The sequence below is a fragment of the Armatimonas rosea genome, from assembly GCF_014202505.1.
In the GTDB taxonomy this organism is placed as follows: Bacteria; Armatimonadota; Armatimonadia; order Armatimonadales; family Armatimonadaceae; genus Armatimonas; species Armatimonas rosea.
In genome coordinates this window covers 1-12,207 of sequence record NZ_JACHGW010000007.1, presented here as the reverse complement: position 1 = coordinate 12,207, position 12,207 = coordinate 1, and the positions used below count along the sequence as shown (strand labels likewise).

Genomic DNA, 12,207 nt, shown 5'->3' with positions numbered 1-12,207 from the left:
CAGCCGACGGCACCTGGCTCTGTGAGCACATCGACTCGCAGGGCAACCCCGCCCCCGCATCGGTGCTCAACATCGCCGCGCTGGAGAATGTCTACCACTCCCCCTCCAACTCCCGCGGCGAGCTCGTCTGCCCCGGCTGCGGCACGCTCTGGCGCGGCTGGCCCAAGCAGCGCCAGGTCAAGTTCTATATCGAATCGCCCCTCGGCAACGTCTCCCCCTACCAGCGTGCCCATCGCACCGATATCGACACACTGATCGCCCAGGTCTGGAAGCGTTTTGCCGGGCTCCAGGTCACCCAGTATCAGTATGTCTGGCCCGCCGATGACGATGGGATCTGGTGGTTTCGCTTGCCCGGGATCACCCGACAGAAGGATGTCCAGCTGGAAACCGCCGATGGAATGCTCCCGTTCTATGTAGACCAGCGTAAGCTAACGACCATGGAAGAAGCGGTCGGACGGGTCTGCAACCTGCTAAAAAAGATTCAGGCAACCTCGCAACCTCACGCTGGGCAAAGCGGATAAGCTGCGCGAGAGCGTCTTTTTCTAGCCCGAGTGCTTCGCTGAGGCCCGGCGAGAGCGCGATCATCCCCAGAAGTGCCTGCGCGGCAAAGGGAATCAGCTTATCGACTGTTGCTTTTTCCGGGACGGGGCCGCCCGGCTTTGTCGCGAGCATCGTGGCGAGGAAGCGGACGTGCCCACCGAGGAGCGTGGGAATCCCCTCCGGGCGCGGCGTGCTAGACGGCAGGTACTGGGCCTGCCGGAGCGCGACAACCTGCTCCCGCGCGACAGCATACGAGAGGGGCAACAGCTCCCGGTCCAGCCCCATGCCATAGCCCAGCACCGACCAGTAGTGGAGCCAGGCATCTAGGTCTTTTTCGTCTTTGGCGGGATCGACGAGTTTCCGGGTGATCAGTGCCTCAACCGGCCACCACGCAAAGGTGTAGAGGACAAAGGCAAAGGCTTGCTGGTTCATCGGCAGGCGCTCGCGCGGGTCCCACCGCACCGCCCCGCGTACAGACTCTCCAACTTGCCGATGAAGCTCGCCTAAAGAAACCGCCTCACGGTAGTTGTTCTTCAGAAACTCGTCGCGGCTGGTGAAGCGGGCCATGACACGGTTCATCAGCGCCACGGTCTCTTGCATCCGCGCGGTGAAGTCCTTGGGAAGGCGCTCGGTCTGCATCAAGATCGGGGCGATATCCCGCGCGGCAAAGGTGGCAGCCAGCGACGAGGTCCCGAGCACTTGCTGGATAAAGGCACTGTGCCGCTTCTGAAAGTCACCGGCCCGCTGGAGCTGCTCGAAGTCGAGCCACGATGGCGGCGTTTTTCGGGGCGTGATGGGACGCGTCCTTGCCTGCGCGAGGGCGGCTTGTTTGGGTGTCATGGTAGGGATTCTACCTAAAAAAACAAAGCCGCCCGCTGCCTTGCGGCAACGGACGGCGTAGAGTGGAGCGCCTAGGACTAGCCCTTGACGACCTTGATGATCGCGTGGGAGTCGATTCCGTAGGCGGCCAAGAGCTCGTCGGGCTTTCCGGAGCGCGGCATCTGCGGGATCGCCAGGTGCGAGAACTTCTTAGGCGCCACACAGTTCTTGGTGAGGGTTGCGGCAACCACATCGCCCAAGCCGCCCTCCGGCCAGTGGTCCTCGACCACGATCAGGTGCTCGGTCTCGGTGGCGGCCTTGAGGATCGCGGCCTCATCCACGGGCTTGATCGAGTAGAGGTCGATCACACGGATGTTGATCCCCTCTGAGGCGAGCGTGTCGGCGGCCTGGAGCGCTTCGATCAGGGTGATTCCCGCAGCGATCACGGTAGCCGTGGTGCCCTCGCGCAGGGTCTTGCTCCCGCCGATCTCGAAGGTCTCGGTGGCGGGGTAGATCACGGCGGTGGCCTCGCGGGTGGCGCGGAGATAGGCGATCCCATCGTAGTCGGCCATGAGGCTCATCAGGTGGGCGCAGCTGACCGCATCCGACGGATAGAGCACGGTCGAGCCGTGGATCGAGCGCATCATCGCCAGGTCCTCCAGCGCCATCTGGCTCGCGCCGTCCTCGCCAATCGAGACACCGGCGTGGGTTCCGACCAGGCGGAGCTTGGCACCCGAGATCGCGCCCATGCGGATCTGGTCGTAGGCGCGGCAGAAGAACGCGGCAAAGGTCGCGGCGAAGGTGTTCTTGTTCTGGACATCGAGCCCCTGCGCCACCCCGACCATCACCTGCTCGGCGATATAGACCTGGAACAGGCGCTCCGGGGCGACCTTCCCCAGGCTCTCGGTGTAGGTGGAGTTGCCGACCTCGGCATCGACCGCGAACAGATTGCCACGGGACTTGCCCAGCGCGGCCAGCGTGTCGCCATAGGCCTTGCGGACGGCCACTTTCGTGCCCACTTCATAGCTCGGGAGCACAAGAGGCGCATCGCCGGTGAACGGGGCGGGCGTCAGGTCCTCAGGGAGCTGCGGCTTGACGGTGTAGCCCGCGATGGGACCAGCCTGTGCCAGCTCCGCAAGCGCCTTCTCGGCCTCGTCAGGCTTGAGCGCCTTGCCGTGCCAGCCGGGCGCACCCGCTAGCCAGCTGACGCCGCCGCCCTTCTCGGTCTTGGCCAGGATACAGACGGGCGAGCCGGTGTGCTTCACTGCCTCGGCATACGCTTCGTCGATCTCAGCGACATTGTGGCCATCGACAATCAGCACCTTCCAGCCAAACGCGGAGACGCGCGCGGCGTAGGTTGCCATGTCATGCCCCAGAGCGGTCTCCCCGCGCTGGCCGAGCTTGTTGACATCGACAATGGCGATCAGGTTGTCGAGCCCCTGCTCGCTGGCGACCATGAGCGCCTCGTAGTTGGAGCCCTCGGCCATCTCGGAGTCGCCCAGCAGACACCAGACCTTGTAGGGGAGCTTCTCGATGTGCTTGCCGGCAATGGCAACCCCCACCGCGATCGCCAGCCCCTGCCCCAGCGAGCCGGTGGCGGCGTCGATATGGGGAATGATCGGGGTCGGGTGGCCTTCGTAGATCGAGCCAAACTTGCGCAGGGAGAGCAGGTCCTCATCGGTGATCGCCTCGGCAGCGCGGTACATGGCGTAGAGCACCGGGCAGGCGTGGCCCTTGGAGAAGATCAGGTGGTCGTTGTTGGGGTGCTCGGGGTTGTTGTAGTCGTAGCGCTGGTACTTGGCTTGGAGCACGGCCATCAGGTCGGCGGCACTCATCCCGGAGGTCGGGTGACCGCTCCCGGCGGCGGTGGTACAGCGGATAGAGTCCGCACGGAGCTGGCGGGCAAGGTCGTTGAAGAGCTGAAGTTCGTTGGCGTCGGCCATGTCGTTTTTTAAGTGTCCTTTAGATTTCGGAAATATCCTGGGCTATTGTATCGCATTGTGCCCATGGGAAGGTTATGGAATTCGCGCGGGACGGGCGCACGGCGCACGAGCCGGGCATGAGCCAGGATGGTAAACGTCCGGCTATGGGGCGCATTCGCGTGGACGGAGATCGTCCCGCTATGGGGCGCGTTCGCGCCGCCTCCTCGTTCCTCGTCGGTACGGGGTGGGTGTTCGTGGCGTCGGGGCCTCCCGTCAAACGAACCTGCGAAGCGCGGCGGCTTGCCCGCCCTATAGCCGGACGTTCACCGTCCCGGACATGGCGACGCCCACACGAAACGCCGTACCCGGTATAATTCCCTCATGCACATTCGCCGCATTGAGATCGAGAATATCCGCGCCATCAAGCACCTAATTTGGGAGTTGCCCGAAGAACAAAACGGCGCAGGATGGCATGTTATTCTCGGCGATAATGGCAGTGGAAAGACAAGTTTTATTAGAAGCATCGCATATTCTTTGTTAAGTCCCTCGGAGCGAAGCCGCCTCCCCATGTCAGGATTTCAACTGCGCAACAAAAAGTCTGCACAATCAAAGTTAGTTGTCCGCGTTGAAGCTGACCCCCAAAATGATTTCTATGAGAACTTTACGGACGAAGGATACTTTTTCGAATCACAGACATCAATTTTAGACGGATCAGAGGTATTCCTATTTTTCCATGACGCACATAACTCTCAAACAATACCTATATAGAAGGAAAACCACGACACCAAAAGAATTCAAGGATGGTTTTCAATATCTTTTGGCCCTGAGAGGGGGTTTTCCGGATCACAAAATTTTCAAAGTACCGTTATTGAAGATTATCCTCAGGTATATCGTCATGCACAGGCGTATTCAGAACTAATAGGACTAACCAAGCCTTTGCCTTGGCTCCAGAAACTCCGCTTTGAGCAATTTGAAAACCATAAAGACTCTGGCAAAACTTTAGAAAAAGTCCTTGAATTTGTCAATCAAACCGAATTTCTAGCTCATGACACAAAAATAATTGATGTGACCTCAAAAGAGGTGGTTATAGAAGACGCTAATAACAATCAAATCAATGTTGAGGAGATGTCAGATGGGTATCGGTCGGTGTTGTCTTTGACGTTTGAGCTGATCCGGCAGTTGGTGGATTGCTTTGGGGTGGACAAGGTCTTCGACCCGGAGGATGCGACGAAGATTATTGCGCCGGGGGTGGTACAGATTGATGAAGTGGACGCGCACCTGCACCCGACTTGGCAACATCGGATTGGGGAGTGGTTTACGACCCATTTTCCTAATATCCAATTCATCGTGACTACCCACTCGCCGATTATTTGTCAGGCAGCGGATACGGTCTTCAAGCTCCCGACTCCAGGGACGGATGAGGTTGGGGAGTTTGTGACGGGGAACAATCTCCTGCGGCTGAAGTACGGAAGCGTGTCTGAGGCGTACGGAACCGGGGTGTTTGGGGTTGGCGTCGAGCGCTCCGAGGAGGCGAAGGGGCTCCTTGAGGAGCTGGCGGCGCTGAATATCAAGGAGCTGGACGACGATCTGACAGATGAGGAGATCGAGCGTCAGGAGTTTCTCCGGGGACTCTTCCCCAGTAGCGCGAGTGTCGGACTGTCTCGGAGACGTGCCCGATGATCCGGCTGGACGAGGGAATCGCGCCGGATAGAGCGACCCTGGATGCGCTCAACCGCTACCAACAAGAAGTGACCGATTCAGGGGAATACCCGGAGCAGGTTGCCAAGGCAAAAGAGCGCTTCTCGGCCTACAACAAGAAAAGCAATGCAGTCTTTAGTGCGGTAAAGGCCGCGCTCACGGCGATGTGTAGCGGGGCGCGGCGCTGTTGCTACTGCGAAGATGCCCCCGCCGATGAGGTCGAGCATATCTGGCCGAAGGACCTCTACCCCGAGCGCGTGTTTCTCTGGGAAAACTACCTCTATGCCTGCGGCCCCTGCAATGGACCCAAGAGCAATGGCTTCGCTGTCTTCCACCAAGGGGTACTCCAGAGTGTGGCGCGGAAAAAAGACGATCCCCTTGAGCCGCCTGTCTTCGGTGACCCCGCGCTGATCGACCCACGACAGGAAGACCCGCTGGAGTATCTGATTCTCGATCTGCGAACGTGGCAGTTTGGCGCACCCCACCCCACCGGAACACGAGAAGAGCAGCGTGCACGCTACACCTGGGAGCTACTCCACCTCAATGACCGTGACTATCTCCTCCAAGCCCGTGAGGAAGCTTACGAGAGCTATCTTGCGCTACTGGAGAAGTATATTATCCGGCGAGACACAGGTGGAGAGATAAAAGCAACCCTTCGCGCACTTCGCCGTCGGAGCCACCCAACGGTATGGCGAGAGATGCAGCGACAGTGGGATAAATACGACGAACTACGGGCACTATTCGAGCAAGCACCAGAAGCACGGGATATTAACTTCCTAAGAACAACAGACACGGCTTGATTATTGACAGACAGAATTCAATTTTTCACAGACACCTCTTGAAATCTACAGACTGGCTATGTTAAAATAATGACATCATCTACGGGAGATTTTAACATGGCAGTTTCTGATCTTGAGAACATCATCTCACTCTTGAATCGCTGGGAGACACACTGGAGCGATGTCAATGCGGCTTTAGGGGCTTCGGAGCTGATCTTAGCGCCGGGGTTCACCGTGGCGAGCCTTGCGGAGGAGCGCGCCGCCTTTATCGCCGATGAGCAGCAGATACAGGCCGCCGAGAACCCGGCCCAAGGCGCTGCAACCGAGCGAGACGCGCTCAAAAAAGCACTCCGTACCCGGATTTCTCAGCTACGCGCGGCGGTACAGGGCATGTTGCCGGGGACGCGCTATGTCGGGATGCTCCCCCTCCTACCTGCCACCAACGCGGGGGAAGGTATCTTCCTCAAGGCACTCGAAGACAGCAGCCAGCTCTGGGCCACCATCAACAGCGACACGAGCCTGAGTGAGTTTGTCCCGCTCACCCTGCCAGTGGGCTACTCCCAGGCGCAGTTTGCCACGGACACCGCGACCCTTCGGGGGTACTACCAGAGCGCGACACAGAACCGGGAGCATGCTCGCACGCTCCGAGGAGCACGGGCGGCGCGGCGCAAAGCATTGCTTGCGCGTCTGACACAGTACCGCAAGGTGCTGGTGGCCCGACTGCCCGCAGGCCACCCGCTCCTGGGGACGATGCCCCAGGGCTAGCCCAGAACCCACCCGCTTCGTTCCTCGGCACCCTCCCTTGCGGCAAGGGAGGGATGGGGTGGGTTCAGCCGGGTGGGTTCGAGCGGGACAGGCTCAGAGAAACTCAAACAGCCCAGCGGCCCCCATTCCCAGCGCGGCGCACATCGTCACCATGCCGTAGCGAGCGCCACGTCGGGGGGCTTCGTGGAGGAGCGTGACCGTCTGGCGGGCACCCGTGGCCCCGAGGGGGTGGCCCAGCGCAATTGCGCCCCCGTTCACATTGACCTTGTTCCAGTCGAGGGGAAAATGCCGCTGGCTGGCGAGCGCTTGGGCGGCGAAGGCCTCGTTGAACTCAATCAGGTCGATCTGGTCAAGGGTAATGCCTGTGCGCTCTAGGAGCTTGGGGATCGCGGCGGCGGGGGCGATTCCGAAGTGCACCGGGTCCACGGCGGCGGTGGCGTAGCCGACAAAGCGAGCGAGAGGTGTTAGGCCATGCTCACGGGCGAGCGCCTCGGTGGTGAGCAAGACGGCGGCGGCACCATCGCTGCGCTGGCTGGCATTGCCGGCGGTGATGACTCCGCCAAAGGGTGTTTTTAGGCCCGCGAGTCCTTCCAGCGTGGTCTCGGCGCGGATGCCTTCGTCACGGTTAACGAGGGGGCCATCGGGAAGGGTGATCGGGATAATCTCGGTGTCGAACTTTCCGGCGGCCTGGGCGGCGGCGGCGCGCTGCTGGCTCTGGAGAGCGAGGGAGTCGCACTGGGCGCGGGTGATCCCCTCCTCTACCGCCACACGCTCCACCGCCTCCCCCATTCCCAGCCAGGTCTCGGCAGGGAGGGACTCGTTGGGGCGCAGCGACTCGCTCATAAACGGCGCACGGGTCATGCTCTCGACACCGCCTGCGAGGATAAAGCTAGCCTGGCCCGTGGCGAGCTTGGCTGCTGCCGTGGCAATCGCCTCCAGCCCCGACGCGCAGAACCGATTGAGGGTCAGACCGGCGACACTCTCCGGGAGCCCGGCACGGAGCGCGGCGACGCGGGCAACGTCCATCCCCTGCTCCAGCTCCGGGGTCGCACAGCCCAAGATCACATCGTCGATGAGGGCAAGCGAAAACTGAGGGACGCGCTCCAAGACGCCCCGGAGCACGGCGGCGGCGAGATCGTCGGGGCGTAGGTCTCGAAAGCTGCCTTTGGGGGACTTGGCGATAGCGGAGCGTCCCGCCGCAACAATCACAACACTGTTCATATTTCGGATTGTACCTCGGTACAATGACGTTTATGCCGACAAATCGCTTTCACGCCGCCGCCGCCCTCGTTGAGGAGGCCGTAGAGAAAAAAGGGGTCCCGGGTGCCGTCTTGGTGATCCTCCACAAAGGCGAGGTTGCTCACCGCCAGTGCTGGGGCTACGCAGGCCTGCGCCCCGAGAAGCGCCCCCTGACCTGCGAGACGCTCTTCGACCTGGCATCGCTCACCAAGCCCATCGCCACCGGCAGTGCGCTGGCGCTGCTCTTGGAGGAGGGAAAGGTCACGCTCGACGATCCCATGGAGCGCTATCTGCCGGCGTTTGCGGCTCGTCCGGGGATCACCGTGCGGCACCTGGCGACCCACTGCGCGGGGATTCCGGCGGGCGGGGCCTATGCCAACCGTAATGTCACCCTCTCGGAGATCGTCGAGGAGATCGCCCGCTCGCGTAAGATGGCCGAGATTGGCACGAAGTTTATTTACTCCGACTACTCCGCGATCTCGCTGGGAGCGCTGGTCGAGCGTGTGACGGGGCAGCGCCTCGATCTCTTCTGCCGGGAGCGTGTCTTTGCCCCCCTCGGCATGAACGACACCACCTACCGTCCCGGCGTCCGCCTCGCGCCGCGCTGCGCCTCAACCGCGGCGGGCGACGATACCCCAGGGAGCCGTGGCTGGGTCCATGACCCGACCGCCTCCTCGCTCCAGCACACGGGCTGTGTCAGTGGAAACGCGGGACTATTCTCCAATGGGGACGATCTGGCACGCTACGCCCAGCTGATGCTCCGTAGGGGCAAGGGACTGCTTCGCCCCGAGACGGTTCAGCTCATGACAACGCCCCAGTCTCCGCTCAGCGGCCCCGATGGCCAGCGGGGAGTGCTTTGGGATATCGGCAGTGCCTATGCTATCCGTGGTGAGTTCCTAGAGGGTTCCTATGGGCATACAGGATTTACAGGTACGTCCATTTGGATCGTCCCACAAGCCGCCACAGCCGTCATATTACTAACGAATGCCGTTCATTCTTCCAATATCACACCGAAAAATGCCGTGATAGCCCTTCGACGGGAACTTTCCACTCAAGTTTGGCATTCTATTCAGTGATGTGCAATGCACTCTTGCCTCTTTAGAAAAGCAGGTCTGGTATACTAAATAGGTAACTGCTTAAGGCAGACTAAAGTGTCTGAGATACAACCTGACACGACGTGACATACCATGAGTCCTACATAGAGCTCTCCAAGGTAGCACGAAGAAAGAAGACGAAACTAAAATGGGACGAAGACCAAAAATAACGACGGACCCCGTCGCAGAAACACCCGAGGTAGCAGCAGCTGCACCCGTTGTTCGCCGCCGCCGCCGCCGCACGGGGGCAATTGACCATGTGGCACAGACCGCTCTGCTTGTCGAGTCGCTCCTCAAGACTCGTGGCGCTCAGGGAGCTTCCCAAGAGGAGCTCCAGAGTGTGATCGCTTGGGCACGTGGTGTCCATGGGGAAGCCGAAGAGCTCAAGACCCTCGTGGGCCGCCCTCGCCGGCAGAAGGCACTCGCCTCTCCAGAGCGCATGGCCGCCTTTGAGCTGAACAAAGCGCTTCTCGACAGCGTCCTTGCCGGGACGATCGGAGTCAATGTCAGCTCCAGCGGAGCGATTGTCTTTATCGACCCTGTCACCGAGTAGCCACACGACAAGGCCCAGCACGATGCTGGGCCTTAATTCTCTTTACGAGCGCTCCATCGGAGGAATGGGAGAGAACACCCCAACACGCTGTGCGGGCTTCCCGCGCCAGGCATCCCGTGTCTTGGCAATCGCCACCATCATCTCCTGGCCAGCTACCTCACGATCCGCGTTCTTCGGGATCGTATAGGGCTCTCCAAAGACAACGGTGATCTTTCCTCGCCGGAGCCCTCCTTTTTTGCTCAGCACCCCTTGTGCTCCCTTCACAAAGACCGGGACAACAGGGCAGCCCGTCTTCATGGCAAAGGTCGCGGCGCCCGCCTCAGGCTCCCCGAGCTCTTCCTCCGAGTCCTGCCGCGTCCCTTCCGGGAAGATACAGACCACCCGGCCCGTCTTTAGGAAGCCCAGTGCCGCCTTTACCGCCGACATATCCGCCTCTCCCCGCTTGACCGGGAAGCCATCGACTCCTCGAAGCAACCAGTTCAGGACTTTATTCTTAAAGAGCTCCGCCTTCCCCATAAAGACCACACGACGCGGGCTGACATTGCCGATCGCGACGGGATCAAGGTACGACGTGTGGTTGCTGACATAGAGGACAGGGCCTTCTTTTGGGACATTCTCTGCGCCTTGGATATAGAAGGTCGCCCATGGCCGCAAAAGTACCAGAGTTCCACGTTTTAAGATCCAATAGGTATCGGTAGGTGGCTTCGTCGCTTTTTCTTCACTCATGACATTACTTTACCCGCAAGCTCCACAACAATCTCCTCAATCGTCCTGCCATCGGTCAGGAGCGTAATCGCATCGGCGGCCGCCTTGAGCGGCGAGGTCTCCCGTGTCTGGTCCCGCTCATCGCGCTCACGCTGCTCGGCGAGAACGGTCTCAAAATCAATGATCTCCCCTCGTGCCTCGAGCTCGGCAAAGCGCCGCCGGGCCCGCTCCTCCGGGGACGCCGTCAAGAACACCTTGAGCTCAGCGTGTGGAAAGACCACCGTTCCGATATCCCGCCCCTCCATCACCACACCGCCGCCCGCCCCAAGTGCCTGCTGGAGCCGAACCAGTGCGGCCCGCACTCCGGGAACCGCAGCCACCTTCGAGGCAAGCTGTGAAACCTCAGGAGTACGAATGGCACGTGTCACGTCTTCCCCTGCCAGCAGGACCTTCTGAGGCTCCCCGATACCAGCGGGATCAAAGAGAATCTCCGCCGTCTCTGCCAGCGGTGTCGCAAGCTCCGGCTCAACCGCCCCACGCAGCGCGAGCAGTGCCACACAGCGGTACATCGCCCCAGAGTCCAGGTAGATATAGCCCAAGCGATCTGCCAGCAAGCGTGCGACAGTCGACTTACCTGCCCCGGCTGGCCCATCAATAGCGACTACCCAGCGGCGCATAGCTCCTCCAGTCGGGTAAAAAACGCCGGGAATGTCTTGGCGACACAGCCAGGATTTTCAATAACGACACCCGGGGACCGCAGTCCCGTAATGGCAAACGCCATCGCCATCCGGTGGTCATCGTAGGTTTGAATTGTCGCCGGGAGCAGATCGGTAGCCGGATAGACTGTCAGACCATCAGGCCTCTCCTCCACCCTAACCCCTAGGCGCTGTAGCTCGGTCGTCACAGCGGCCAGACGATCTGTCTCCTTGTGGCGAATATGTGCCACGTTCTCAATAACGGTTGGAGAGTCGGCAAATGGTGCGATCGCAGCCAGAGTCATGACAGTATCCGAGATGGCATTCATATCCACAACAACGCCACGGAGCTGTTGAGGCCCTCGGAGTTCAAGGAAACCATCACCTTCAAGAACGTCGCACCCCATCTGCTCAAGCACCTTCACAAAGGCCACATCGCCTTGCAATGCCGCCAGCGACAGATGGGGAACGCGCACACAGCCACCAGTAACCGCGGCAGCGGCAAAGAAATACGATGCCGCAGACGCATCGGGCTCAATAGAGTACTGACCCGGCGACTGAAGAGTCTGCCCACCTGGGATCCGGTAGGTCCGTCCTGTTTCATCTACCTCGATCTCCCCCCCAAACTGGCGAACCATCGCGACTGTCATCTCAATATAGGGTGCCGAGAGAATGGGTCCCTCAAGATGAACGATGGTCTCCCCAGATGCACAGGGCGCTGCCAGGAGAAGTCCTGAGAGAAACTGACTAGACGCATCGGCTCGAATCGTGGTACAGCCACCATGCAGTCCACGCGCATGAATAGTCAGCGGGGGGCACCCTGTTGGGCAAACGACCTCGACCCCTAGCATCGTCAGAGCTTGAACAAGATCCTGAATCGGTCGCTCCCGCATTCGGGCCACTCCATCCAGGTGGTACTCCCCCTGCCCAAGGGCAGCAAGAGGGCTAATAAACCGCGCCGTTGTCCCTGAATTTCCCACAAAGAGCTCCGCAGACTTTGAAGGAACCTCACCGCCTTGCCCTAAAACCTCAATAGTCTCCCGAGCGGCATCGATTTCCAGCTGAAAGCCAAGCGCGGTCAAACAGTCCTCCATCCGTTGGGTATCGTCCGCAAAAAGCGCCCCCTGCAACGTCGTTGTTCCCTCAGCAAGAGCCGCCAACGCAAGGGCGCGATTTGTAATACTCTTGCTACCAGGCAACAAAACACTCGCGGTGAACGGTTTAGAGAGAGGCGAAATAGGGAGAAACGGAGGGTAGATCACGTACTCCAGAATACCATAAAATCCCAATCAGACAAAATCAAAAAGGGCCTCGCCTCTCCCTACGATATTCGTAGAGAAAGACAAGGCCCTCACATAAATTCTGGCGTCGCGCTATTTTCCCAAAGGCTTATGCCCC

12 protein-coding genes are annotated in these 12,207 nt (G+C 60.2%); 6 read left to right on the top strand and 6 right to left on the bottom strand.

What is annotated here, in order from left to right; translation table 11 throughout:
• Nucleotides 1–357: 357 nt before the first annotated feature.
• Nucleotides 358–1,380 (bottom strand): oxygenase MpaB family protein, encoded by a 1,023-nt coding sequence (locus HNQ39_RS26110; RefSeq protein ID WP_184203542.1) that lies wholly within the window; start codon nt 1,378–1,380, stop codon nt 358–360.
• A gap of 77 nt (nt 1,381–1,457) precedes the next feature.
• On the bottom strand, nt 1,458–3,302 hold the full coding sequence (locus tag HNQ39_RS26105; protein WP_184203541.1) for a transketolase: 1,845 nt from the start codon (nt 3,300–3,302) through the stop codon (nt 1,458–1,460).
• Nucleotides 3,303–3,662: 360 nt separating this feature from the next.
• Here HNQ39_RS26105 and HNQ39_RS26100 point away from each other — a divergent pair, with 360 nt between their 5' ends.
• The 4 genes from HNQ39_RS26100 to HNQ39_RS26085 all read left to right on the top strand — a co-directional run bounded on the left by HNQ39_RS26100 (nt 3,663) and on the right by HNQ39_RS26085 (nt 6,523).
• The gene (locus HNQ39_RS26100) at nt 3,663–4,049 is read left to right on the top strand and encodes an AAA family ATPase (RefSeq protein ID WP_184203540.1); all 387 of its coding nucleotides are present in this window, start codon (nt 3,663–3,665) and stop codon (nt 4,047–4,049) included.
• 297 nt (nt 4,050–4,346) lie between these two features.
• A complete protein-coding gene (locus HNQ39_RS26095; RefSeq protein ID WP_484476954.1) occupies nt 4,347–4,961 on the top strand; it encodes an AAA family ATPase in 615 nt (204 codons plus the stop codon).
• Nucleotides 4,958–5,779 (top strand): HNH endonuclease family protein, encoded by an 822-nt coding sequence (locus tag HNQ39_RS26090; protein WP_184203539.1) that lies wholly within the window; start codon nt 4,958–4,960, stop codon nt 5,777–5,779. The genes HNQ39_RS26095 and HNQ39_RS26090 overlap by 4 nt, the downstream gene beginning before the upstream one ends.
• A gap of 96 nt (nt 5,780–5,875) precedes the next feature.
• Complete coding sequence (locus tag HNQ39_RS26085) at nt 5,876–6,523, top strand: hypothetical protein (protein WP_184203538.1); 648 nt, start codon at nt 5,876–5,878, stop codon at nt 6,521–6,523.
• Between the two features lie 93 nt (nt 6,524–6,616).
• On the opposite strand, the gene HNQ39_RS26080 is transcribed toward HNQ39_RS26085, so the two are convergent.
• A complete protein-coding gene (locus tag HNQ39_RS26080; RefSeq protein WP_184203537.1) occupies nt 6,617–7,744 on the bottom strand; it encodes a thiolase family protein in 1,128 nt (375 codons plus the stop codon).
• 32 nt (nt 7,745–7,776) lie between these two features.
• On the opposite strand from HNQ39_RS26080, the gene HNQ39_RS26075 reads away from it, so the two are divergent.
• Entirely contained in the window at nt 7,777–8,838 is a 1,062-nt protein-coding gene (locus tag HNQ39_RS26075) for a serine hydrolase domain-containing protein (RefSeq protein ID WP_184203536.1), read from the top strand.
• Nucleotides 8,839–9,004: 166 nt separating this feature from the next.
• The gene (locus HNQ39_RS26070; protein ID WP_184203535.1) at nt 9,005–9,409 is read left to right on the top strand and encodes a hypothetical protein; all 405 of its coding nucleotides are present in this window, start codon (nt 9,005–9,007) and stop codon (nt 9,407–9,409) included.
• Between the two features lie 42 nt (nt 9,410–9,451).
• Here HNQ39_RS26070 and HNQ39_RS26065 read toward each other — a convergent pair whose 3' ends face one another.
• The 3 genes from HNQ39_RS26065 to aroA are packed head-to-tail and all read right to left on the bottom strand — an operon-like array spanning nt 9,452 to nt 12,071.
• Complete coding sequence (locus tag HNQ39_RS26065) at nt 9,452–10,135, bottom strand: lysophospholipid acyltransferase family protein (protein ID WP_184203534.1); 684 nt, start codon at nt 10,133–10,135, stop codon at nt 9,452–9,454.
• Entirely contained in the window at nt 10,132–10,791 is a 660-nt protein-coding gene (cmk, locus tag HNQ39_RS26060) for a (d)CMP kinase (protein WP_184203533.1), read from the bottom strand. The genes HNQ39_RS26065 and cmk overlap by 4 nt, the downstream gene beginning before the upstream one ends.
• The gene (aroA, locus tag HNQ39_RS26055) at nt 10,776–12,071 is read right to left on the bottom strand and encodes a 3-phosphoshikimate 1-carboxyvinyltransferase (protein WP_221290348.1); all 1,296 of its coding nucleotides are present in this window, start codon (nt 12,069–12,071) and stop codon (nt 10,776–10,778) included. Before aroA ends, cmk begins: the two co-directional genes overlap by 16 nt.
• Between the last annotated feature and the right edge of the window lie 136 nt (nt 12,072–12,207).

What these genes read in the sequence shown, in the direction of transcription:
- HNQ39_RS26110 (WP_184203542.1), bottom strand. Translation starts at nt 1,380, where the DNA reads ATGACACCCAAACAAGCCGCCCTCGCGCAGGCAAGGACGCGTCCCATC.
- HNQ39_RS26105 (WP_184203541.1), bottom strand. Translation starts at nt 3,302, where the DNA reads ATGGCCGACGCCAACGAACTTCAGCTCTTCAACGACCTTGCCCGCCAG.
- HNQ39_RS26100 (WP_184203540.1), top strand. Translation starts at nt 3,663, where the DNA reads ATGCACATTCGCCGCATTGAGATCGAGAATATCCGCGCCATCAAGCAC.
- HNQ39_RS26090 (WP_184203539.1), top strand. Translation starts at nt 4,958, where the DNA reads ATGATCCGGCTGGACGAGGGAATCGCGCCGGATAGAGCGACCCTGGAT.
- HNQ39_RS26085 (WP_184203538.1), top strand. Translation starts at nt 5,876, where the DNA reads ATGGCAGTTTCTGATCTTGAGAACATCATCTCACTCTTGAATCGCTGG.
- HNQ39_RS26080 (WP_184203537.1), bottom strand. Translation starts at nt 7,744, where the DNA reads ATGAACAGTGTTGTGATTGTTGCGGCGGGACGCTCCGCTATCGCCAAG.
- HNQ39_RS26075 (WP_184203536.1), top strand. Translation starts at nt 7,777, where the DNA reads ATGCCGACAAATCGCTTTCACGCCGCCGCCGCCCTCGTTGAGGAGGCC.
- HNQ39_RS26070 (WP_184203535.1), top strand. Translation starts at nt 9,005, where the DNA reads ATGGGACGAAGACCAAAAATAACGACGGACCCCGTCGCAGAAACACCC.
- HNQ39_RS26065 (WP_184203534.1), bottom strand. Translation starts at nt 10,135, where the DNA reads ATGAGTGAAGAAAAAGCGACGAAGCCACCTACCGATACCTATTGGATC.
- cmk (WP_184203533.1), bottom strand. Translation starts at nt 10,791, where the DNA reads ATGCGCCGCTGGGTAGTCGCTATTGATGGGCCAGCCGGGGCAGGTAAG.